Origin of the sequence: Pseudomonas deceptionensis (assembly GCF_900106095.1) — a bacterium.
GTDB lineage: Bacteria > Pseudomonadota > Gammaproteobacteria > Pseudomonadales > Pseudomonadaceae > Aquipseudomonas > Aquipseudomonas deceptionensis.
Genome location: NZ_FNUD01000002.1, coordinates 1,777,207 through 1,799,834, shown reverse-complemented (window position 1 = coordinate 1,799,834; position 22,628 = coordinate 1,777,207). Strand labels below are relative to the sequence as shown.

The 22,628-nt window shown below is 58.4% G+C and carries 24 protein-coding genes and 1 other RNA gene; 8 read left to right on the top strand and 17 right to left on the bottom strand.

What is annotated here, in order from left to right; all coding sequences use genetic code 11:
• Window positions 1-194: 194 nt before the first annotated feature.
• An RNA gene (gene rnpB / locus BLW11_RS08210) (RNase P RNA component class A) lies at window positions 195-548 on the bottom strand.
• A 140-nt stretch (window positions 549-688) separates the two neighbouring features.
• Window positions 689-1,543 carry a 16S rRNA (cytidine(1402)-2'-O)-methyltransferase gene (rsmI, locus tag BLW11_RS08205; protein WP_048359173.1) on the bottom strand — a complete coding sequence of 285 codons (855 nt, stop codon included), beginning with the start codon at window positions 1,541-1,543 and terminating at the stop codon, window positions 689-691.
• 235 nt (window positions 1,544-1,778) lie between these two features.
• Here rsmI and BLW11_RS08200 point away from each other — a divergent pair, with 235 nt between their 5' ends.
• The 4 genes from BLW11_RS08200 to BLW11_RS08185 all read left to right on the top strand — a co-directional run bounded on the left by BLW11_RS08200 (window position 1,779) and on the right by BLW11_RS08185 (window position 5,225).
• The gene (locus BLW11_RS08200) at window positions 1,779-3,554 is read left to right on the top strand and encodes a penicillin-binding protein activator (RefSeq protein ID WP_048359174.1); all 1,776 of its coding nucleotides are present in this window, start codon (window positions 1,779-1,781) and stop codon (window positions 3,552-3,554) included.
• Window positions 3,554-3,916, top strand: coding sequence for a YraN family protein (locus BLW11_RS08195; RefSeq protein ID WP_048359175.1), 363 nt, complete (start codon window positions 3,554-3,556; stop codon window positions 3,914-3,916). Before BLW11_RS08200 ends, BLW11_RS08195 begins: the two co-directional genes overlap by 1 nt.
• A 137-nt stretch (window positions 3,917-4,053) precedes the next feature.
• Window positions 4,054-4,647, top strand: coding sequence for a phosphoheptose isomerase (locus BLW11_RS08190; RefSeq protein WP_029612203.1), 594 nt, complete (start codon window positions 4,054-4,056; stop codon window positions 4,645-4,647).
• Entirely contained in the window at window positions 4,644-5,225 is a 582-nt protein-coding gene (locus BLW11_RS08185; RefSeq protein WP_048359176.1) for a BON domain-containing protein, read from the top strand. Before BLW11_RS08190 ends, BLW11_RS08185 begins: the two co-directional genes overlap by 4 nt.
• Window positions 5,226-5,278: 53 nt before the next feature.
• On the opposite strand, the gene BLW11_RS08180 is transcribed toward BLW11_RS08185, so the two are convergent.
• The 7 genes from BLW11_RS08180 to rplM form a co-directional block, all read right to left on the bottom strand.
• A complete protein-coding gene (locus BLW11_RS08180) occupies window positions 5,279-5,692 on the bottom strand; it encodes a ClpXP protease specificity-enhancing factor (protein WP_048359177.1) in 414 nt (137 codons plus the stop codon).
• Between the two features lie 17 nt (window positions 5,693-5,709).
• On the bottom strand, window positions 5,710-6,327 hold the full coding sequence (locus tag BLW11_RS08175) for a glutathione S-transferase N-terminal domain-containing protein (protein WP_048359178.1): 618 nt from the start codon (window positions 6,325-6,327) through the stop codon (window positions 5,710-5,712).
• A 186-nt stretch (window positions 6,328-6,513) separates the two neighbouring features.
• Window positions 6,514-7,293 (bottom strand): cytochrome c1, encoded by a 780-nt coding sequence (locus tag BLW11_RS08170; RefSeq protein ID WP_048359179.1) that lies wholly within the window; start codon window positions 7,291-7,293, stop codon window positions 6,514-6,516.
• A complete protein-coding gene (locus tag BLW11_RS08165) occupies window positions 7,293-8,504 on the bottom strand; it encodes a cytochrome b (RefSeq protein ID WP_048359180.1) in 1,212 nt (403 codons plus the stop codon). The genes BLW11_RS08170 and BLW11_RS08165 overlap by 1 nt, the downstream gene beginning before the upstream one ends.
• Window positions 8,504-9,103 (bottom strand): ubiquinol-cytochrome c reductase iron-sulfur subunit, encoded by a 600-nt coding sequence (gene petA / locus BLW11_RS08160; RefSeq protein WP_048359181.1) that lies wholly within the window; start codon window positions 9,101-9,103, stop codon window positions 8,504-8,506. Before petA ends, BLW11_RS08165 begins: the two co-directional genes overlap by 1 nt.
• A 253-nt stretch (window positions 9,104-9,356) precedes the next feature.
• Window positions 9,357-9,749 (bottom strand): 30S ribosomal protein S9, encoded by a 393-nt coding sequence (gene rpsI / locus BLW11_RS08155; RefSeq protein ID WP_003216038.1) that lies wholly within the window; start codon window positions 9,747-9,749, stop codon window positions 9,357-9,359.
• Between the two features lie 14 nt (window positions 9,750-9,763).
• Window positions 9,764-10,192, bottom strand: coding sequence for a 50S ribosomal protein L13 (gene rplM, locus BLW11_RS08150; RefSeq protein ID WP_048359182.1), 429 nt, complete (start codon window positions 10,190-10,192; stop codon window positions 9,764-9,766).
• 246 nt (window positions 10,193-10,438) lie between these two features.
• Here rplM and BLW11_RS08145 point away from each other — a divergent pair, with 246 nt between their 5' ends.
• From BLW11_RS08145 to BLW11_RS08135, 3 genes are all read left to right on the top strand, one after another.
• Complete coding sequence (locus BLW11_RS08145) at window positions 10,439-11,479, top strand: NADP(H)-dependent aldo-keto reductase (protein ID WP_048359183.1); 1,041 nt, start codon at window positions 10,439-10,441, stop codon at window positions 11,477-11,479.
• A gap of 481 nt (window positions 11,480-11,960) precedes the next feature.
• Complete coding sequence (locus tag BLW11_RS08140) at window positions 11,961-12,902, top strand: GlxA family transcriptional regulator (protein WP_193790175.1); 942 nt, start codon at window positions 11,961-11,963, stop codon at window positions 12,900-12,902.
• A gap of 226 nt (window positions 12,903-13,128) precedes the next feature.
• On the top strand, window positions 13,129-14,055 hold the full coding sequence (locus BLW11_RS08135; RefSeq protein WP_341864617.1) for an asparaginase: 927 nt from the start codon (window positions 13,129-13,131) through the stop codon (window positions 14,053-14,055).
• Between the two features lie 71 nt (window positions 14,056-14,126).
• Here BLW11_RS08135 and zapE read toward each other — a convergent pair whose 3' ends face one another.
• The 3 genes from zapE to BLW11_RS08120 form a co-directional block, all read right to left on the bottom strand.
• Window positions 14,127-15,221 carry a cell division protein ZapE gene (zapE, locus tag BLW11_RS08130; RefSeq protein WP_048359186.1) on the bottom strand — a complete coding sequence of 365 codons (1,095 nt, stop codon included), beginning with the start codon at window positions 15,219-15,221 and terminating at the stop codon, window positions 14,127-14,129.
• Between the two features lie 91 nt (window positions 15,222-15,312).
• Window positions 15,313-16,668 (bottom strand): tryptophan--tRNA ligase, encoded by a 1,356-nt coding sequence (locus BLW11_RS08125; RefSeq protein WP_048359187.1) that lies wholly within the window; start codon window positions 16,666-16,668, stop codon window positions 15,313-15,315.
• 24 nt (window positions 16,669-16,692) lie between these two features.
• Complete coding sequence (locus BLW11_RS08120; protein WP_048359188.1) at window positions 16,693-17,328, bottom strand: alpha/beta hydrolase; 636 nt, start codon at window positions 17,326-17,328, stop codon at window positions 16,693-16,695.
• 139 nt (window positions 17,329-17,467) lie between these two features.
• On the opposite strand from BLW11_RS08120, the gene BLW11_RS08115 reads away from it, so the two are divergent.
• A complete protein-coding gene (locus BLW11_RS08115) occupies window positions 17,468-17,902 on the top strand; it encodes a Z-ring associated ZapG family protein (RefSeq protein WP_048359189.1) in 435 nt (144 codons plus the stop codon).
• A gap of 184 nt (window positions 17,903-18,086) precedes the next feature.
• Here BLW11_RS08115 and BLW11_RS08110 read toward each other — a convergent pair whose 3' ends face one another.
• The 5 genes from BLW11_RS08110 to BLW11_RS08090 all read right to left on the bottom strand — a co-directional run bounded on the left by BLW11_RS08110 (window position 18,087) and on the right by BLW11_RS08090 (window position 22,625).
• Window positions 18,087-18,809 (bottom strand): YiaD family glycine zipper/OmpA-like lipoprotein, encoded by a 723-nt coding sequence (locus tag BLW11_RS08110; RefSeq protein WP_048359190.1) that lies wholly within the window; start codon window positions 18,807-18,809, stop codon window positions 18,087-18,089.
• Window positions 18,810-18,979: 170 nt separating this feature from the next.
• Window positions 18,980-19,888 carry a MurR/RpiR family transcriptional regulator gene (locus BLW11_RS08105; protein ID WP_048359191.1) on the bottom strand — a complete coding sequence of 303 codons (909 nt, stop codon included), beginning with the start codon at window positions 19,886-19,888 and terminating at the stop codon, window positions 18,980-18,982.
• A gap of 133 nt (window positions 19,889-20,021) precedes the next feature.
• Complete coding sequence (locus tag BLW11_RS08100; RefSeq protein WP_048359192.1) at window positions 20,022-20,786, bottom strand: ABC transporter ATP-binding protein; 765 nt, start codon at window positions 20,784-20,786, stop codon at window positions 20,022-20,024.
• Between the two features lie 18 nt (window positions 20,787-20,804).
• Entirely contained in the window at window positions 20,805-21,917 is a 1,113-nt protein-coding gene (locus BLW11_RS08095) for a succinylglutamate desuccinylase/aspartoacylase family protein (protein ID WP_048359193.1), read from the bottom strand.
• A 9-nt stretch (window positions 21,918-21,926) separates the two neighbouring features.
• Window positions 21,927-22,625, bottom strand: coding sequence for an ABC transporter permease (locus tag BLW11_RS08090; protein WP_048359194.1), 699 nt, complete (start codon window positions 22,623-22,625; stop codon window positions 21,927-21,929).
• Window positions 22,626-22,628 lie beyond the last annotated feature (3 nt).

The following is a 22,628-nucleotide window of genomic DNA, read 5'->3' as shown; positions in this document are numbered from 1 at the left end:
AGAGCAGTAAGCGGAGGTTTTTTTTGACAAGCAATGCACAGCGAATTCAAAGCTCTGGACTTCAAACTTAAAGTAGTTTGTTAAGACTAAGAACTTTTCGGCATTACGTCGGGTATTGTTCTGACGATTGCTGGCGGGGGATAAAACGATTTCGGATATAGCAATCTGCTTGCAGGGCAAGCAGAAGAAAAAAGGTGGAGAGTCGATCTGTAAGCCGGGTTCTGTCGTGAACAGTCATTCGTCTACGATGGCCATCACTGGACATCTTTAGCAACCTACCCGGTCCCAGCGCGGGCCACGCCTTGGGACCCTATTTGGTCTTGCTCCAAGTGGGGTTTACCTAGCCACGAACTGTTGCCAGTCGTGCGGTGCGCTCTTACCGCACCTTTTCACCCTTACCGGCGCCGAAGCGCTTAGGCGGTTATTTTCTGTGGCACTTTCCGTAGGCTCACGCCTCCCAGGCATTACCTGGCACTTCGCCCTATGGAGCCCGGACTTTCCTCCCCCCCCTAATTTTCATAGAAGGCAGCGACTGTCCAATCGACTCTCCGGCGCGAAGATTAACTGTACAGAGCGTATAGAACAAGCGTTAAAAGCCAGAAGGCACCTTCATTTACCCGACTTGAGGCCTTTAACAACTCAATCCAATACGCCGAAGTATCAAAAAGCCACTACTCGATCCAAAGCGTCACTCAACTTTTTGCTTTTCCAGTGCAACTTGATACAGCACATTTTTGCGCTCGCCGGTTATTTCAGCTGCAAGTGCCGCGGCACGCTTGAGCGGCATTTCCTTGAGCAACAAGTCCAGGATGCGCATCGCCTCACTACTGACCACTTCATCGGTTTCGGGCGCGGTCCAGCCTGCGACCAGCACAACACACTCGCCGCGCTGCTGATTGCTGTCGCCTTCAACGAAGGCGCGCAACTCGGACAACGGCAAACCCTTGAGTGTTTCGAAGGTCTTGGTCAGCTCACGCGCAAGCAAAGCCGGGCGGTCCGGGCCGAATACCAGCTCAAGATCCTGCAGACATTCCAGAATGCGGTGCGGCGCCTCGTAGAAAATCAGCGTGCGCGGTTCTTCTTTCAGCAACTCCAGGCGTGAACGACGCCCGACGGCCTTGGCCGGCAGAAAACCTTCAAAGATGAAGCGGTCAGAAGGCAGGCCCGCCGCAGACAGGGCCGCGATCAATGCACAGGCACCCGGCACGGGCACAACCTTGACTCCGGCCGCACGCGCCTGGCGCACCAGGTGATAACCCGGGTCGGAGATCAGCGGCGTACCCGCATCGGAGATCAATGCAACATCTTCACCCGCCAGCAAACGCTGAATGAAGCGACTGCCCTCATCTCGCTCGTTATGTTCGTGGCAGGCGCCCAGCGGCGTTGAAATGCCGAAATGCTGCATCAGACGCAGGGAGTGACGCGTGTCTTCGGCCGCAATCAATGACACGTCACGCAAGACCTTGAGCGCTCGCGCACTGATGTCGTCCAGGTTACCGATGGGCGTGGCCACCACATAAAGTGAGCCAACAACGGAATTCAAATCACCTGGAGCAGTCAAAACGCGCACCTCATAAGAGTTAAAGGCGCCATTGTAGCGCGTAGAGCCCTCATGAACGTACCCGCCCTGCAGGTCGCAATGCGTCAACAGGGGAAACTTTCACCGCCACAACGTACAGAAGTGATCTAAATTCAGGCTTTATTGCCTGTAACATCGCGCCCCGGCCGACGCTTGGGTACACTTCCCCACTCATTTGATCGAGTATCAGGAACACTACATGATCGCTTGCCTGCGGCTGTTCACTGCCCTCTGCCTCGCCGCCCTGCTGGCGGCTTGCGCCAGCTCGCCCTCGTCCAGCCTTGGCGAACTTCCACGGACCCCGGACGCCAGCCTTGAGCAACTGCTCCAGCAGGCAGCCGAGAGCACAAATCCGGAAAAGGCCGCCCTGCTGCGCTTGTCCGCAGCCGACCTTGCCCTGCGCCAGCATAATAATGACCGCGCAGCGCAGATTCTGGCCCAGGTTCCGCTGGATCAGCTCAAACCCGCCCAGCAAGTATTTGCCAGTACACTGGCAGCCGAGCTGGCGATGAGCCGCAATGACCCGAAGGCCGCCCTGACCGCCCTCAATCACCCGAGCGTGTCACGCCTGAGCGAACTGCCTACAGACTTGCAGGTGCGTACCCACACCGTTCACGCCAACGCTCTTGAGGCTGATGGCCAGACCCTGGCCGCCGCACGCGAACGCGCAGCGATGACCCCGAACCTGACTGGCGATGCTGCCAACAGCAACAACGAAGCCATCTGGGCACTGGTTGCCGCCCTGCCGGTCGATCAGCTCCAGGCCCACAGCAATGACGTGCTGGGTGGCTGGATGTCTCTGGCACTGACCGTCAAGAGCGCCGGCACCCTTCAGGACCAACAAAACGCCATCGACCAATGGCGCGCCCAGAACCCGACTCACCCGGCAGCCATCCAACTGCCTGCGCCACTGATCAAGCTCAAGGAGCTGGCCAGCCAGCCACTGACCAAGATTGCCCTGCTGCTGCCCCAGGAAGGCCAACTGGCCTCTGTCAGCAAAGCGCTGCGCGACGGCTTCATGGCTGCGCACTATCAGGCACAGCAAGCCGGGCAAAACCCGCCGAGCATCCAGTTCTATGACAGCTCTCGCCTGACCTCGCTGGACGAGTTCTATCGCCAGGCACAAGCCGACGGCGTGCAGCTGGTGGTAGGCCCGCTGGAGAAACCGCTGGTCAAACAACTCAATGCCCGTCCGCAACTGCCGATCACGACCCTGGCCCTGAACTACAGCGAAGGCGCGCAAGGCCCGGCGCAGTTGTTCCAGTTTGGCCTCGCAGCGGAAGACGAAGCTCGTGAAGTGGCCCGCCGCGCACGTGCCGATGGCCTGACCCGCGCCGGCGCCATGGTGCCGGTAGGCGAATGGGGCAATCGTGTGCTCAAGGCATTCCGCGAGGAATGGGAAGCCCACGGCGGCACCATCGTCGGCGTCGAACATATCGACAAGCCCGTAGCCCTGGCCCAACAGGTCGCGGATCTGGTGCAACTGCGCAAAACCGCAGGTGGCTCGGCCACACCTTCACGCCGTCAGGACATGGAGTTCATCTTCCTGGCCGCTACTCCACAGCAAGCCCAGCAGATCAAGCCGACCCTGAACTACCAGTACGCTGGCGACATCCCGGTGTACGCGACGTCCCACGTATTCAGCGCCAGTGGCGACCAGAACCAGTACAACGACATGAACGGCATCCGTTTTTGTGAAACCCCTTGGCTGCTCGACCCCGCCAACCCACTGCGCCAGCAAGTGACCGCGCAGTGGCCGCAAGCCGGCGGCAGCCTTGGCCGCCTGTATGCGATGGGTATCGACGCCTATCGCCTGGCGCCAAGCCTGGGCCAGCTGAAAGCACTGCCTGACTCCCGGATTGACGGCCTGTCCGGCAGCCTGAGCATGAGCCCGACACAACGGGTCGAGCGTCAGTTACCGTGGGCCGAGTTCACCAATGGCCAGCCTCAACGCCTGCCAGCTACCCCCAACTGATGCCCGACCGCTCAAGCCAACACACTGGCAAGGATGCCGAGCGCCTGGCGCTGCGGCATCTTGAGCAACAGGGCTTGCGCCTGCTGGCGCAGAACTGGTTATGCAAGCGTGGCGAGCTGGATCTGGTCATGCTTGACGGCGATACAGTAGTATTCGTCGAAGTTCGTTACCGACAACACGCGCAATGGGGTGGCGCACTGGCCAGCATTGACGCACGCAAGCGTCAAAAGCTGATACTTGCCGCCCAGTACTTTTTGCAGCGCGAGCCGCGCTGGGCCAGTCAGCCGTGCCGATTCGACGTCGTGACGCTGGACGGCGCAACACCCCAATTGAACTGGCTACGGAACGCCTTTGACAGCTAATGCGCTGCCAGGCCGATTCCAGCACCCTTTTTTGAACGATTTTGCTTTGCTTTGCGGGCTGCACATTCTTGTGCCGGGAAGTCACTCAGGAACACCTGGATCACGCCCGACCAGCCGCCCTACTTAAGGTCACATAGATGGACATGCAATCCCGGATTCGCCAGCTTTTTCAAGCCAGCATCGACACCAAGCAGCAGGCGATGGACGTTCTTGCCCCCCACATCGAGCAAGCCAGCCAGGTCATGGTCAACGCCCTGCTCAATGAGGGCAAAATGCTCTCGTGCGGCAATGGCGGATCAGCTGGTGACGCCCAGCACTTCTCGTCCGAACTGCTCAACCGCTTTGAGCGCGAGCGCCCCAGCCTGCCCGCCATTGCACTGACTACGGACACCTCGACGATCACCTCGATCGCCAACGACTACAGCTTCAACGAGATCTTCTCCAAGCAGATCCGCGCACTCGGCCAACCCGGCGACGTGCTGCTGGCCATTTCCACCAGCGGCAACTCGGCCAATATCATCCAGGCCATCCAGGCCGCGCACGACCGCGAAATGATCGTGGTCGCGATGACAGGCCGCGATGGCGGCGGCATGGCCTCCCTGCTGCTGCCCGAGGACGTCGAGATTCGCGTCCCGTCCAATGTCACTGCACGTATTCAAGAAGTCCACCTGCTGGCGATCCACTGCTTGTGCGATCTGATCGACAGCCAACTGTTCGGGAGTGAAGAATGACCTTTAATCGCCTTAGCCTCGTAGCACTGACGCTATGCCTGGGCCTGACTGCCGGCTGCAGTTCGGTACTGACCGCCACCCGCGACACGCCAATCGAAGATGACCGCGGCACCCGCACCTTCGGCAGCAAGATCGACGACTCCCTGATCGAAACCAAGGTCGCCGTGAACGTGGCCAAGGCCAGCCCGGATCTGGACAAAGGCTCGCACATCGTTGTGACCAGCTACAACGGCATCGTGCTGCTGGCTGGCCAGACCCCGCGCGCCGACCTCAAGGCCCAGGCCGAACAGGCCGCTGCAGCCGTTCAGCGGGTCAAGAAGGTCAACAACGAGCTGCAGGTCATGGCACCGTCATCGATCATTGCGCGCAACAATGACGCCTGGCTGACCACCAAGATCAAGACCCAGATGCTGACCGACAACGCTATCCCCGGCTCGCGCATCAAGATCGTCACCGAAAACGGCATCGTCTACATGCTCGGCCTGGTGACCAAGCAGGAAGCTGCCCGCGCCACCAGCCTGGTGCAAGGCGTTTCCGGGGTACAGAAAATCGTCAAACTGTTTGAGTACATCGACTGACAGACCCGATTGTCAGGCACAAAAAAGGCGACCTTTGCAGGTCGCCTTTTTTATTACTTCACCACTTTCAGGCTTGGCCGACCCGTAGGTCTTGGCGGCTCAGTACCCGGCGGCGGCACATCGTCATCCGGCTCGAGCTCGTCATCGCCTTCAAGAGGCTCTTCCTGCTCGAACACCATGCCCTGGCCATTCTCGCGGGCGTAAATCCCCAGAATTGCCGATATAGGCACGTACAACGTGTGTGGTACACCACCAAAGCGCCCTTCAAAGCTCACTGCTTCGTTGTCCATGTGCAATTGACGCACGGCGGTTGGCGAAACATTCAGGACAATCTGCCCGTCACTGGCAAAACCCTGGGGCACTTGCACCTTCGGGTAGTCAGAGTTAACCAGCATGTGCGGAGTGCAATCGTTATCCACAATCCACTCGTAGAGCGCACGCACCAGATAAGGTCGACTTGAATTCATCGAGGGCTCCTAAAGCCTTAGCGCATGTCGCGTTCGACACCAGACAAACTTGCCTGGAAAGCCTCACGCGCAAATTGGCGCTCCATATAGTCGAGCAACGGCTTGGCCGGCCGCGGCAATTCAATACCCAAAATGGGCAGGCGCCAGAGTATCGGCAATAGGCAGCAGTCGACCAGACTTAGCTCTGTGCTGAGGAAAAAAGGTTTGTCCGCAAACAACGCAGACACCCCTGTCAGGCTCTCACGCAGCTCTTTGCGCGCCAGAACCCGGGCCGGCTCTTTGGTACGCGAATCGAGAATCGAATCCACCAGCACACACCAGTCGCGCTGGATGCGATGCATCAGCAGGCGGCTGTTGGCCCGCGCAACCGGATAAACCGGCAACAACGGAGGATGCGGATAGCGCTCATCCAAATATTCCATCACCACACTGGACTCCCACAACGCCAGGTCGCGATCGACCAGGGTTGGCAGGCTGCCGTAAGGGTTCACTTCGATCAGCTTCGACGGCTGACGGCCCGCCTCCACACTGATGATCTCGGCGCTGACACCTTTCTCTGCGAGCACAATGCGCACTCGGTGGGAATAGTGGTCGGCGGGGTCGGAGTAACAGGCCAACCGATTGGTCACGCCCATGGCGGTCCTCCTCGCTTGTTGAAATTATCGGGAGCGGAAAAACGAACGCGCCCAAGGAACGTCTCCGATAACCGCAGAACCCGGGCAAGCCAGGTCTTTCGACCTGGCTTGCCACTTGTCCTGCACTGTTACCTTTTCAGAGACACCCTCGGGCGCGCACGATTAACAGCAATGCGTGTAACTATATCAGTGCACATCTTTCCAGTATTCGCGCTTGAGCAGATAAGCGAATACAAAGAAGAAAGCCAGGTAGAGCAGCACGTAAGTACCGATGCGCTGATGCTCCAGCTTCACCGGGTTAGCCGAGTAGGCCAGGAAGGTCACAAGATTCTTGATCTTCTCATCGAACTGCTCTTCAGTCAGCGTGCCGGTTTTTGGCAGAACTGTCAGCTGGTCGCACGCTTCATGCGTCAAAGGCGTGCCGGTCAACGGATCATACTGCTTCTTGCCGTCTTCTACGATCTGTACTTGCTTGCAGCCTACAACCTGACGACCTTGCAGCGGCGCCAGAACGTTAGGCATGCCCACGTTCGGGAAGACCTTGTTGTTCACACCCCAAGGGCGTGACGGGTCTTCGTAGAAAGAGCGCAGATAGCTATAGAGCCAGTCAGTACCGCGCACGCGAGCCACCAGCGTCAGGTCTGGCGGTGCAGCACCGAACCAGGCCTTGGCATCAGCAGGCTGCATCCCGATGTTCATGTGGTCGCCAATCTTGGCACCGGTGAACACCAGGTTATCGAGCATGACGTCATGGGGAATCCCCAGGTCGTCTGCCACACGCTCATAGCGCTGGAACTTGGCACTGTGACAACCCATGCAGTAGTTGGCGAACGTACGCGCGCCGTCCTGCATGGCAGCCTTGTCAGAAACATCGATGTCGACCTTGTCGAGCTGTACGCCCTGCTCGGCCGCAAAGGACAAGGCAGGCATCATCGCAAGCATCAATACAGCAAATAGCTTTTTCATCAGCCAGTCACCCTTTCCGGAACCGGTTTGGTCTTCTCAAGCCTGGTGTAGAACGGCATCAGAATGAAGTAGGCGAAGTACAGGAAAGTACACACCTGCGACAGCAGCGTGCGACCCGGGGTCGGTGCCAATACACCCAACACACCCAGAATCACGAACGAGATGCAGAAGATCCACAGCCAGATTCGGCTCAGCCAGCCCTTGTAGCGCATGGATTTAACCGGGCTGCGGTCAAGCCATGGCAACACGAACAGCATGGCAATAGCAGCGCCCATGGCGATTACGCCAAGCAGCTTGTCCGGGATTGCACGCAAGATCGCGTAGAACGGCGTGAAGTACCAGACAGGCGCAATGTGTTCCGGCGTTTTAAAGGCGTTAGCCTGTTCAAAGTTCGGTTTTTCCAGGAAGTAGCCACCCATTTCCGGGAAGAAGAACACAATCGAGCAGAAGATAAACAGGAACACCACCACGCCGACGATGTCTTTCACGGTGTAGTACGGGTGGAAAGCAATGCCGTCCAGCGGTACGCCGTTTTCGTCTTTGTGCTTTTTGATGTCCACGCCGTCCGGGTTGTTGGACCCGACTTCGTGCAGAGCCAGAACGTGCAGCACGACCAAGCCCAGAATCACGATAGGCAAGGCCACCACGTGCAGGGCGAAGAAGCGGTTCAGGGTAATCCCGGAGATCAGGTAGTCACCACGAATCCACTGAGTCAGGTCGTTACCGATAACCGGAATCGCACCGAACAGCGAGATGATCACCTGGGCGCCCCAGTAGGACATTTGACCCCAAGGCAGCAGGTAACCCATGAAGGCTTCTGCCATCAAGGCCAGATAAATCATCATGCCAAACAGCCACACCAGCTCACGTGGCTTTTGGTATGAGCCGTAGAGCAAGCCGCGGAACATGTGCAGATAGACGACAACAAAGAACGCCGATGCACCCGTAGAGTGCAGATAACGCAGGATGGAGCCGTATTCGACGTCACGCATGATGTATTCGACAGAAGCAAACGCCTCTTCTGCCGACGGCGTGTAGCTCATGGTCAGCCACACACCGGTAACGATCTGGTTGACCAGAACGAGCAAGGCGAGGGAACCAAAGAAGTAGAAGAAGTTGAAGTTCTTCGGAGCGTAATACTTGCTCAGATGGTCTTCCCACATCTTGGTAGCGGGGAAGCGAGCATCAATCCAATCCATGAACTTGCTCATTACGCGCTCTCCTCTTCAAGGCCAACGACAATGATGTTGTCACTGCCAGCTACATAGTAGTAAGGAGGCACGGGCAGGTTCAGCGGAGCAGGTTGCGACTTGTAGACGCGGCCGGCCAGGTCATAGTGCGAACCATGGCAAGGGCAGAAATACCCCCCGACCCAATCCTTGCCCAGGTCAGCAGGTGCGACCTCGGGGCGGAAAGTTGGCGAGCAACCCAAGTGCGTGCAAATGCCGATCAACACCAACACTTCTGGCTTGATGGACCGCCACTCGTTTTTTGAGTTTTCAGGTTGATCAGATTGCGCGGACTCAGGATCAGCAAGCTGCCCTTCGATCTTCTTCAGATTCGCCAGGATCTCCTCGGTGCGGCGGACAATGAATACTGGCTGACCGCGCCACTCAGCAATCATCTGCTGCCCCGGCTCGATCTTTGCAATATTCACTTTCACCGGTGCGCCCGCGGCTTTCGCCTTGGCACTTGGGAACCACGACCCCACGAACGGGACCGCCGCCCCCACCGCTCCTGCAGCACCCACCACGGATGTGGCTGCTACGAGGAAGCGACGCCGGCCGACATTTACGCCGTCATTGCTCATTCAGTCCTCTCCCATCAGCTTTGTGGCCTGTTAAATCAGGCATCTACTAAATTTGCATCTGAACTTATAAAAATTTTGCAGAATGGTAATGAAAAGCCCCTACTCTGACAAGGTAATTACCGCTCTCGGGCGGCTACAAGCCTTGTAGTATAGGCGTTTGCTGGATGTGGCAAGTTGTCACATCAAGAAATCATCACCCATAAAAAACGCCCAGCTCCGAAGGAGACTGGGCGCTTTTGAACGAAGCTGCGAATTAACGCTTCGAGTACTGCGGACGCTTACGCGCTTTACGCAGGCCGACTTTCTTACGTTCAACTTCACGAGCATCGCGAGTAACGAAGCCAGCTTTGCGCAGAGCGCCACGCAGGGTTTCGTCGTACTGCATCAGTGCGCGAGTGATACCGTGGCGGATTGCGCCAGCTTGACCACTTACACCACCACCGATCACGGTGACGTAGATGTCGAATTTCTCGACAGTCTCAGTCAGTTCCAACGGCTGACGAACTACCATGCGGGCAGTTTCGCGACCGAAGAAATTCTCCAGAGTGCGGTTGTTGATCGAGATGTTACCGGTACCCGGACGCAGGAAAACGCGAGCGGTTGCGGTTTTACGACGGCCAGTGCCGTAGTTTTGAGTCGCCGACATAATGAACTATTCCGTTAAAACTTCAGTTCTTGGGGCTGCTGAGCAGTATGAGGGTGTACAGCGCCCGCATAGACTTTCAGCTTACGGTACATGTCGCGACCCAGCGGGTTTTTAGGCAGCATGCCTTTAACCGCGGTCTCGATCACGCGTTCAGGAGCTTTGGCGATCAGCTTTTCGAAGTTGATCGACTTAATCCCGCCCGGGAAACCGGAGTGAGAGTAGTACATTTTGTCAGTGGTTTTAGCACCAGTGACACGAATCTGCTCGGCATTGATAACAACGATGTAGTCACCGGTGTCAACGTGCGGAGTGTATTCAGGCTTGTGCTTGCCACGCAGACGGCTCGCGATTTCGGTGGCCAGACGACCCAGTGTCTGGCCAGCAGCGTCGACGACAAACCAGTCGCGCGTAACTGTTTCCGGTTTAGCAGTAAAAGTTTTCATTCTTTATAGCCTCAGGGGCCGCCCTGTAAATTAGACGGCGGATCTTACTGAATAGTGCGTACTTTGACAAGTCAAAGGCAGCCGGATACAGACGCTATCGGGGGCTCGGGTCAGCGCGTCCGTTCAACGGCAAGATTCTTCGGCGGGCGGCGCATCACTTCCACCGCAGAAAGAGGTCGGCAATTATCCAGATTGCGAAAAAAAATACAACCTGCTTTTATGATTCTTTACCCGAAGGAGTCACCGATGGACTACCGCCAGCTAGGCCGAACCAATCTGAAAGTAAGCGCAATCGCCCTCGGAACCATGACCTGGGGCGAGCAAAACACCCAGGATGAAGCCTTCGCTCAAATCGAGTACGCGAAAAACGCCGGGATCAATTTCATCGATACCGCCGAAATGTACCCGGTGCCGCCCAAGGCAGAAACCTACGCCAGCACCGAGCGCTACATCGGAAACTGGTTCAAGGCCCGGGGTGATCGCGCCGACTGGGTACTCGCCAGCAAGATCGCCGGCCCCGGCAATGGCATCGACTACATTCGTGACGGCCACCTCAAGCACAACCGCACCCATATCGTGCAAGCCCTGGACGCCAGCCTCAAACGCCTGCAGACCGACTGGATCGATCTTTACCAGCTGCACTGGCCCGAGCGCAGCACGAATTTCTTCGGCCAACTGGGCTACAAGCACAACGCCGACGAAGCCTTCACCCCGCTCGAAGACACCCTTGAGGCACTGGACGAGCAAGTCAGGGCCGGCAAGATCCGCCACATCGGCCTGTCCAACGAAACGCCCTGGGCCACCATGAAGTTCCTGCAACTGGCCGAGAGCCGTGGCTGGCCCCGCGCCGTTTCGATCCAGAACCCCTACAGCCTGCTAAACCGCAGCTTCGAAGTCGGCCTGGCCGAAATCGCCATTCGCGAACAGTGCGGCCTGCTCGCCTATTCGCCCCTGGCGTTCGGAATGCTCTCGGGCAAGTACAGTGGCGGTGCCCAGCCGCCAAAAGGCCGCCTGAGCCTCTACAGCCGCTTCTCGCGCTATTCAAACCCCCAGGCCGTGGCTGCCAGCGAGCGTTACGTGGCCCTGGCCCGCGAACATGGCCTGGACCCGGCGCAAATGGCCCTGGCCTATGTCACCCGACAACCTTTCGTCACCAGCAACATCATTGGTGCCACGACCATGGAGCAGCTCGAAAGCAATATCGCGAGTTTCGCTCTGCAATTATCGGATGAAGTACTGGCCGGCATCGAAGCGATCCACAAGGAGCAGCCAAACCCGGCGCCTTGATCCTGCTGTAAACCGTTTTCGTAGCAGTTGCCGAAGGCGACGTCCGATTGCGAAGCGATCGTAAAACCTGAGAGTGCCGACTAACTGTCAGTTCGCAACCTCCGACCTTACGACGGCTACGCCGCCGGACGCACCCTGCGGGAGCTGCTACGGGGGCGGCGCAACCTCCCCCAGGGTCTGTTGACGTTTCGTTGTGGTCGCGCCGATAGCCCATATGGCGCAAGGCGCGCGCAGTGGGCGAAGGGAATGGCTGTTCCCTTCTCAAGCCCTGCAACGCAGCCTGGCGAAATTTGACTCAGCGACGCGGCTCACAACGAAACGTCAACAGACCCTAGACACACAGGAAAAAAAATAAGACGATCCAGCCGCAAGTTGACCAATTTCACCTATAAGAATAATCAAAAATATGTCTAATCAACTCTCCACGCCCCTGCGGCGCGTCAGCATTTTGGCCATCGATCGGGTATTCGCCTCGACCCTGATGCATGCCAAGGATTTCTTTCATCTCGCCAGCCTGCGTCACGGCAAGCAACTGGGCCAAGGCCTTACCGCCACCTTCGAAACACGCCTGGTCAGCCCCGACGGCAAACCGGCGATCAGCTTCAGTAATGTGCTGCTCCCCGTCGATGGTGGCCTGGAGGACGCGGACATCATCATCCTCCCGGCCTTTGGCGACGATTTCGACACCCTCTGCCAGCGCTATCCACAAGTCCTCCCATGGCTGCGCGAACAGCATGCACGCGGCGCCGTCCTGTGCGCAGAAGCCACCGGTGTGTTCTGGCTCGCCGAAGCCGGGCTGCTGGATGGCAAAGAGGCCACGACCTACTGGCGCTTTTTCAGCACCTTCGCCCAGCGCTATCCAAAGATTCATCTGAACCAGGACAAACACCTCACCGACGCAGACAACCTCTACTGCGCCGGCGGCCCGACTTCGGCCTGCGACCTTTATATTTATCTGATCGAACGTTTCTGCGGCGCCAACATCGCCCAGGCCGTGGCCCGCGACATTCTTTACGAAGTGCAGCGCAACTACACGCCAGGCCGTATCGGTTTCGGCGGCCAGAAGCTGCACCAGGACGTGATCATCCTGCAAATCCAGCACTGGCTCGAAGATCACTTTGCCGACAAGTTCCGCTTCGAAGACGTTGCCCGCGAGCACGGCATGAGCATCCGCAACTTCATGCGCCGTTTTCAGATGGCAACGGGCGACAAACCTTTGCACTACCTGCAACGACTGCGCATAGAAACGGCCAAGGGCCTGTTGTCGGCTACCCGCAAAAGCATCAAGACCATCAGCTACGACGTGGGCTATGACGACGCAAGCTTCTTTGCCCGGCTGTTTCGCCAGCACACCGAGCTGTCACCGAACCAGTATCGCCAGCAGTTTCAGCATGCGGCGTACGTCGAAAAGCAGATTGCTTAAACTTATAGCGAAGGACTACACATCAAGCGGAATCATCTGATTCCTCTGCGCACCTGAAAAGCCTCTGATAAAAAGCGCCCTGATCGGGGCGTGTAAAGAGGCTTTATCTGCCCCCTGCAGAGGTACGCACCATGCAGCAAAAACTCAACCACTCTTACCGCCCCATACTCGCCATCGGCGCCTTGGGTGGAACCGTGAACATCCGCCCCCGCAGCCCGCAGCGGGGGTGGTACCTGCGGCCAGCGACAAAGGGCTGCTCAGCAGCATATCGGAGTTGCACGAGGAGCTTGATGCCCACATCGAGACTTTGTGCATGGCGCCCAGCGCGTCGCTGGATTTCAATTTACTGCTTGAGGTGCTGATCTGGGCCCAGGAGCAAGTCAATCTCGGCGCACAGGGCGTGGTGATTACCCAGGGCACTGACACCCTGGAAGAAGCCGCCTTTTTCTTTGATCTGTTATGGAGTTTCGATGTGCCGCTGGTGCTGACCGGCGCCATGCGCCCCTTCGTCCAGCCCGGCACAGACGGCCCCGCCAATCTGCTGGATGCCATCAGGGTTGCGCTCGACACACAGAGCCGCAAGCGCGGCGTCCTGGTGGTAATGAACAACCAGATTCATCAGGCACAGCATGTACGCAAAGGCTCATCCATGGCGCTGGACGCCTTCAGCTCCCCGCTTTTCGGTCCGGCAGGGGTACTGGTCGAGCGACGTATCTGCTATTTGCGCAAACCTTCACCCAGAACGGTTCTGCCTTTGCCCCGCACAACCCATCACAAGGTCGCGTTCCTGCAAGCATCGCTGTCCGCCGACACCCTGCTGCTGGACCACGTACTGGCCCTGGGGTATGACGCGCTGGTCGTGAGCGCTTTCGGGGCCGGCCATGTGAGTCTCGAATGGGCCGACCTGATCGATCAGATCTCCACGCAGATTCCGGTCCTGGTGGGCACCCGAACAGGCTCGGGTTCGACCGCCGAGGCGTCTTGCGGTTTTATCGGCAGCGAAATGGACTTGATCGACCGCGGAGCACTGATGTGCGGGTTTCTGTGCCCGCACAAGGCGCGAATTCTGATATGGCTGCTGATCGGTTCAGACCAGGGCCGCGAAATCAGCAAGCACTTGCAACGGCTGGGGATGAAAACCAGCGACACATGACAGCCCGTGCCGTACCGCCCCCCCTAAAAACAAAAAGGCCTGCAATGCAGGCCTTTTGATACAACGCCGGACTAGGGTTTGTGCGCCCGTGTCAGGTATTCGTGGGACTGCATTTCCAGCAGACGGCTGAGGGTGCGCTGGAATTCAAAGTTCAAACGACCACCGGTGTACAAGTCTTTCAACTCGACTTCAGCCGAGATGATCAGCTTGACGTTGCGGTCATAGAACTCATCGACCATGTTGATGAAACGGCGGGCGATGTCGTCGGTTTTGACGTCCATTTGCTCTACACCACTGATGATCACAGCGTTGAAGATTTTACCGAGCTCGATGTAGTCATTCTGGCTACGCGGGCCGTCGCACAATTCACGGAAGTCGAACCAGGCCACATCATCACAAGTGCGAAGTGCGCGAATGGTGCGGTTTTCAATGATCAGCTCGTCATTTTCAATCGCCCGGGTCGAGTTGTGCGTCAGCGCTTTAAAGCTCTCACGCAGGCTCTTCTCGGAGGCTTCATCCAGCGGGAAGTGGAACAGCTCTGCCTGCTCCAGGTGACGCAGGCGATAGTCGACGCCGCTGTCGACGTTAACGATTTCGGTGTTCTGCTTGATCAGTGTGATCGCCGGCAGGAAGCGGGCACGTTGCAGGCCGTCCTTGTACAAACCGTCCGGCACGATGTTCGACGTCGCGACCAGGGTCACGCCGTTTTTGAACAGCTCTTCCATCAAGGTGCCGAGAATCATGGCGTCAGTAATGTCCGACACAAAGAACTCGTCGAAACAAATCACCCGGGCCTCATCGGAGAAACGCTTGGCGATGATGGTCAGCGGGTTCTTTTCACCATTGAGGGTGCGCATTTCTTCGTGCACGCGCTTCATGAAGCGGTGGAAGTGCGTACGAACCTTCTCTTTGAACGGCAAGGCATCAAAGAACGTGTCTACCAGGTAGGTTTTACCCCGACCCACGCCGCCCCAGAAATACAGGCCCTTGACCGGCGTGCGTTCTTTTTTGCCGAACAGTTTGCTGAACACGCCAGGCTTGCTCTGGGAAGCAGCAACCAGGTCGTCGTAAAGACGCTGCAAATGGCGCACAGCGTTTTCCTGTGCGGCATCGTGGAAGAAGTCCGGGCGTTTCAGATCAGCTTGGTATCGTTCTAGAGGCGTCATAATTCGTTAGCAAGGCAACAAAAACGGGCCGTCACTGTAGCGACGGCCCTGGGGAATGGCAATCAAACCTGAGACGAAACGTCGCACTTTCTCAGTCTTGAGCGGGGACCAATGCCAGGCGCAATGCTTCGATCGCCGCGTCGCGCGCTGCGCTATCGGCAAACGCCGGGCTGTCGGCCACACAGGCGTCGGCCAGCCACACGCTGAAGCTCAGCTCGTCACTGCGCACATCCAGCGGCTCACCCGCCTGCAGTTGCTTGGTCACCTGACCGGCGGCCTTGCCATCTGCAAAACTGCGCGACAGCAGCAGTTGTTCGCCATCAGCGGCCAGCAGGCGGAAACGGAAGCTGCCGTCTTCATCGCGGAAGCTGACAAAGCGCGGGCCCTTGACGGCTTTTTTCTTGGTGCCGGTGGTGGCCTGGGCGGCGCTGACAAACGAGCGCAAACCAACCGCCTCACGCAGCTGGGTCAGGAACGGGCGCGCGATGTTTCGCGCTTTTTGGGCACCGGCCAGAAGGATGTCTTCCATGTCGGCAGGTCGCGACATCAAGTCGTGGTAACGCTCGCGGGACTCGCCCAGTTCGGCATCCAGCAGCTTGAACAGGCGCTCTTTGGCCTCACCCCAGCCCAGGCCCTGCAACAATTCGCTGCGCAACTCAGCTGCCTGCTCAGGCGTGGAGAACGCCTGATACAGGGTGAACAGGTGCGAGTTGTCCGGATCTTTGGCTTCACCCGGCGCACGGGAGTCGGTGACGATGCGCGAGATGGCGCTTTTCATGTCTTTGGCGCTGCTGAACAACGGAATGGTGTTGTCGTAGCTTTTGGACATTTTGCGACCATCAAGGCCCGGCAAAGTGGCCACGCTTTCTTCGATCAGCGCTTCAGGCATGGCGAAGAATTCTTTGCCATTGCCGAACAGGTGATTGAAGCGCTGGCCGATGTCACGGGCCATTTCGACGTGCTGGATCTGGTCACGACCGACCGGCACCTTGTTGGCGTTGAACATCAGGATGTCTGCTGCCATCAGCACCGGGTAGCTGTACAGCCCCATGGTGATGCCCGCATCCGGGTCTTCACCGTTTTCCAGGTTCTTGTCGACCGAGGCCTTGTAGGCGTGAGCCCGGTTGAGCAAGCCCTTGGCCGCCACACAGGTCAGCAGCCAGGTCAGTTCCGGGATCTCCGGGATATCGGACTGGCGGTAGAACGTCACACGGTCGACATCCAGGCCCGAGGCCAGCCAGGTCGCGGCGATTTCCTGACGCGAGCGCTGGATGCGCTGCGGGTCATCGCACTTGATCAGGGCGTGGTAGTCGGCCAGGAAGTAAAACGAGTCGGCATTGGGGTCACGGCTGGCCACGATCGCAGGGCGGATGGCCCCGGCGTAGTTGCCCAGGTGCGGCGTACCGGTGGTGGTGATACCGGTGAGGATACGAGTACGAGTGGTCATGGCTAATCGCTTATCAGGCTGCAATCAATTCGAAAGGCGTGGCGCTACCAACTCTTTGAGCTCGGGCAGCTTGCCGTGAAAAAAGTGTCCGCATTCTGCCACTTTCAGCAGCTCATGGGGGCGTGCCAGCTCGTTTGACCAGTTATAGACCAGCTGCGGGTCAATCACTTCGTCGGTTTCGGGCTGGATAACCGTGAGCGGGCAGTTGTGGGGCAAGGTATCTTCGTCACGCAAACGCATGACCGCCGGGGCTACCATGAACAGGCGCGACAGGTTCTCGCCCTGGGCCTCAAGCCGGCCGCCCAGGCTGGCCGCAACAAAACCGCCAAACGAAAAGCCGAGCAGGGTCATCGGTAATTCAGGGTGTTTGGCGCGCAACCAGTTCGCGGCCGCCAATGCATCATCGACTTCGCCAGAGCCCATATCGTGGCTGCCTTCGCTGGCACCCGTACCGCGGTAATTAAATCGCAAAGTAATCAGGCCAGCATCACGGGCGGTGCGTTGCAGGGTCGAAACCACTTTATTCATCATGGTTCCGCCCTGCACCGGATTCGGGTGGCAGAGCAGCGCAAGGCCCTTTGGCTCAGCAGAATCAAGGTACAAGGCTTCCAGTTGGCCGACGGGGCCATCAATAACTACGGGGGTTTCGCGGGTAAGCAAGAAGGAACTCCGTGACCTCAAATTGGGTCGACTCGTCTAGCTGATAGATTCTGTCTGACATATTTGCGAGTGCATCGCGGTATACAGCGCAGGTCCGAGCCGTTAACGTAAAGCAAAGCCGTTTATAGAGGAAGGACTCGTGGAACACTCGCTCTTGATTTGGTTGTTGCCGACTCTAGCCTTGGTTGCCGGTGTCGCCATTGGTTTTCTGGTCGCTCGTCTGCTGCCAAATGCCGTGCCTAACCGCACGCAGCGTCAGCTAGATGACATCCAGGAACGTTTTGACAGTTATCAAAGTGAAGTGGTCACCCACTTCAACAGCACCGCCAACCTGATGAAAAAACTCACTCAGAGCCATCAGGACGTGCAAGACCACCTCGCCGAGGGCGCCAACCGTTTGGCCCTGGACGAGCAAACTCGCCAACGCCTGCTGGCGGCATTGCACTCTGACGCGCCACAACCGCATCGCGAGCGCATTACCCCGCCGCGCAGCGCTGAGCCGCCGCTGGATTACGCACCGAAAACCCCGAACGCCCCCGGTATGCTTGATGAGCATTACGGTCTGAAAAAGTAAACGTTGCACTCAATAAAAAGCCCCGCGATCTGCAAGGATCGCGGGGCTTTTTATTGAGTGTTCTGGTCTGAAGACAACACGACCGCTTCGCGCTCGATCGCAGCTTTCGGCAGCGGCTACAGGCTCTGCAAACCCTGTAGCCGCTGACGAGGAACGAAGGCTGCGTTCAGTGCCAGAATAAGCCTTACGGGTACTGCTGAACCTGACCCGGCTGCTGGTATTGCATGCCCGGGATCGGTGCCAGGGTGACTTGCACGCGGCGGTTCTGCGCACGGCCGTCAGCCGTTGCGTTGCTGGCAATCGGGTCGGCCGGGCCCATGCCCTTGACCGACAGGTACTGCCCGCTCACGCCCTGGGACGTCAGGTAGGTCGCCACACTTTGTGCACGCTGCTGCGAGAGCTGCATGTTGTAGTTGTAGTTACCGGTGCTGTCGGTGTAACCCGCAATCTGGATCAGGTTCTGGTTGTTGAACTGCTTCAGCGAGTTCGCCAGATTATTCAGCGGCTGATAGAAACTTGGGGCGATGTTGGCGGAGTTGGTCGCGAACGTAATGTTGCCCGGCATCACCAGGGTGATGTTGTCACCCTGACGCTGAACCTCAACGCCGGTATTGGCCATGCTGGCGCGCAATGCAGCTTCCTGCTTGTCGGCGTAGTAGCCGTAACCCGCCGCACCCAGACCCGCTACAGCCGCGCCGATCAATGCGCCCTTGCCGCGGTTATTGTGGTCGATGGCAGCACCCGCCACAGCACCGGCCAAAGCCCCCAGACCGCCGTAGGTGGCGGTTTTGCTCAAGCCTGTCCCTGAGGAAGCCTGGCCCTGGTTGCCATACGGGTTGGGTGTAGCGCAGCCGGCCAGCAAGGCAACCGCACTTGCAGCAACAATCAAACGACGCGAAATGAACATGGTGAAGCTCCTGATCAATCTTTCTGGGGGCAAAAGGCCATAGGCATTAGACCTTCATGGGCGTTAGAACACGACCAATGGTAAAAATTCCTTTGGGCGCTGACATTTGCACTCAGCAAACAATAGTCGCCCGATTGCCACCCCACAAATCCGTGTACCCGCTCTTGCAGTTACTTTTTCGACGCTTTGCTGCTCACCGGAACATGCAGATAAGACATCACGCTTTCGGTCAGCTCGGTTGCCAGTTTGACCGCTTCTTTGTTGCGCGCCATCACCCCTGCAACCAGCCCTTCGATCAGCGCGAGCACCGCAATGCTGGAACTGGTCATCACCGGATGATCGGCAGGCGCAAACAGTACGTGCTCGGCAATGCTGGCCAACGGCGAGGCCGGTGAGTCGGTAATCGCCAGCACACAGGCGCCCCGCTCCCTGGCAAAGCGTGAAAGCTGCATGGTGTCGATGGAGTAGCGTGGCAGGGAAATGGCCAGCATGACGTCCTGATCGGTGATCGCGGCCAGGCGGTACGCGGCGTTTTCATTACCGCCCTCCATGCTGATGGCGGTCGCATCGGCACAGAACGGCATCAGGGTCGAGGCTGCAAGCCCCGCAAAGTAGACGCTATTGCCAAAGCCCAGGATGTAGATCTTGCGCGCCTTGATCAGCCGCGTGACAAAGGCTTCAAACGTATCCGGATGATTGTTGGTTGCCGCCGTGGCGAGGTTGCTGCTGGCGCTCTGGATTTGCTCATGCAGACCAAATGCACCGTCAGGACGATGGGCCAGCTCGTTGCGAAGCTTGTCTACCGGCGACACCACTTGCTGCAAGGTCGCCACCAGCTCGGCCTTCATGCCGGTGTACCCCCCCAGGTTCATGGCCTTGGCCAACCGGTTGACTGCGGCTGGGGAAGTGGCCGTTTCCTGGGCCATTTCCTCAATCGTCAGCGTTGCGGCCCGCAGTGGGTGGCGCAGGATAAAGTCCGCGACCTTGCGCAATGACGGCTGCAAGTGGGGCGCGACTTCTGCCAGCTTGCGCATGACCGGAGCCGCATAAATAGTGGTGTTTTTGGATGGGCTTGGCATGTCCGGCTCAACATTTCCTGTGGATAAAAGAAGGGGCTGTGCCCAATCAATGGTGAGAGCGGGCTTGCGTGGGCCGACCGAGTGTATCCCAAGCCAACCCCGGGTGCGCAGCGCGCAAGCCGGGGCCTGAAACCTATTTCAGACTGCCCGAAAGAAACTGCTGCAACCGCAGGGACTGAGGATCAAGCAGCACTTTTCGCGGATCGCCGCGCTCCTCAACAACCCCCTGGTGCAAGAACACCAGTTGGTTCGAAACCTCACGGGCAAAGCCCATTTCATGGGTGACCACCACCATGGTGCGCCCCTCCAGTGCCAGGTCCTGCATGACCTTAAGCACGTCGCCCACCAACTCGGGGTCGAGCGCGGAAGTCGGCTCATCGAACAACATCACTTCCGGCTCCATCGCCAGCGCCCGGGCAATAGCCACACGCTGTTGTTCGCCACCGGACATATGCGCTGGCCAGGCGCTCATGCGGTGCGCCACCCCCACTTTGTTCAAGTAGTGCTCGGCCTTTTCCCGTGCCTCGCGCTTGCCCATGCCCAGCACATGCACCGGAGCCTCCATCACATTTTCAAGGGCCGTCATGTGCGACCACAGGTTGAAATGTTGAAAGACCATCGACAGCTTTGAGCGCAAACGCTGCAACTGTTTGGGATCGGCGGCCTTCAGCCCTCCGCTCTTGCTGGCTACCAGTTTCAGCGCTTCGCCATTGAGCACGATGCTGCCCGAATCGGGTTGCTCCAACAGGTTGATACAGCGCAAAAAAGTACTCTTGCCCGAGCCGCTGGAGCCGATGATGCTGATCACATCCCCCGCCTTCGCCTCCAGAGACACGCCCTTGAGCACCTCATGGGAGCCGTAGCTTTTGTGCAAATCGCGCACTTCAAGTTTGTACATGATGTCCACTCTCCAGGATCAGTCGCTCAGCAGGCGGCCTTGGCGAATAAGGGTGCTGCCGGCGACTTTGGCCAGCCACAAACCGGGCTGGGCAAAGCGCAGGCGCTCGCGGGCATAGAGGATGCCGTCAGTGCTGGCACGCACCACGCTGTGACGGTCAGTGATCGGGTCGATCACTTCAAACAGTGGATCGCCCACCTTGACCCGAGCCCCCAGCGGCTGAATAAAACTCACCACCCCGGGATGGGGCGCATAGGCGTACTGCGCCCCCGCAAACGGCGTTGCCTCGCAACAATCGGTGGGGGCCTCCGGCCAATCGCCATTGATCAAGCCCTGATCGGCGAGATACCCCAAAATCGCCTCGGCGCTCAGTGCACACGGCTCGGCCTCGGTATCCGCCATGCCGCGCAGCTCAATGGTTGCAGCCACACACGCCAACGGAATATCCGCCTCGGGAAAGCGCCCGGCGAGCTGCAGCCAGGGGATCGCACACGCCTCATCAAACGCGCTGCCGCCTGCATCCTCCGCCAGCAATGCGGCACCGGCGTGCAGTCGGGCTGCCAGCGACTGCAGACGCGGCCAGTTCTGCGGCATGGCGTACAGCAGCATGATCGACTCGAAGTCACAGTGCAGGTCCAGCACCACATCAGCGTCACAGGCATGGCGCATCAACAGGCAGCGCAAGGCATCCAGCTCAGAAGCCGGAGCCGGCAACTCATCCAGGACAGCGAGCATGGCGCTGCGCACAAGCGCGACATTGGTGCCAGCATCCGCACCTAACTGCCCCTCCAGCCTGTCGGCTACGGCGTCGGCCAGAGCCGGAAAGTCACGATTGAAATTCTTGCCACTGGAAAACTCGAAGCGCCCCTGATGGGTGGCCTGGAACATCTGGCCAATACCGATGGGGTTGGCCATGGGCACCAGCTCGACCACCCCATTCAGACGACCCTGTTCCTCAAGCTCTAGCAGGCGGCGTTTGAGCTCCACGGCAACCCGCATCCCCGGCAACTCGTCGGCATGCAGAGAGGCCTGGATATAAGCCTTGCGCGGCCCCTGACCAAAGCGAAACAACGACACATGGCGCTCTGTGCCCGAAGCAGTCCACGGCAAAAGGTACTTGATGTGTTCCATGAATATTCCTCAGTGCTTGCGCGGTGCCAGATACGCCAACCAGCGGCGCTCGGCCAGCTTGAACAGACGAACCAGAATGAAAGTCAGGACCAGATAAAAAATGGCCGCGGTCACGAAAGCCTCAAACGGCAGGTAGTAGCGCGCACTGACCGTACGCGCGGCGCCGGTGATGTCGACCAGCGTGACAATCGACGCCAGGCTGGTGGTCTGAAGCATCATCAGGACTTCGTTGCTGTACTGCGGCAACACACGACGCAAGGCCGACGGCAGGAGAATCCGGCGAAACAGGGTTGCCCGTGACATGCCCATTGCTTTGCCGGCTTCGATCTCGCCATGGGGGGTGGATTTCAAGCTGCCCGCCAGCAGCTCCGCGCTGTAGGCACTGGTATTGATTGCAAAGGCCAGGCACGCGCAAAAGGTGGCACTGGACAGGTAAGGCCACAGCACGCTTTGGCGTACCGCCTCAAACTGCGCCAGGCCGAAATAGATCAAAAACAACTGCACCAGCATCGGCGTGCCACGGATAACGTAGGTGTAGAGCCAGGCCGGAAAATTGATCAAGGGCGAGCGCGAAACACGCATCAAGGCCAGCGGAACGGCCAGCATCAGCCCGAAGAACAGTGAAATCAGCAGGACCTTTAGGGTTACCAGAGCACCACTGAAATACAGCGGCAGGTTTTCCCAGATCAGGTTGTAGTCGAGCATCATGAG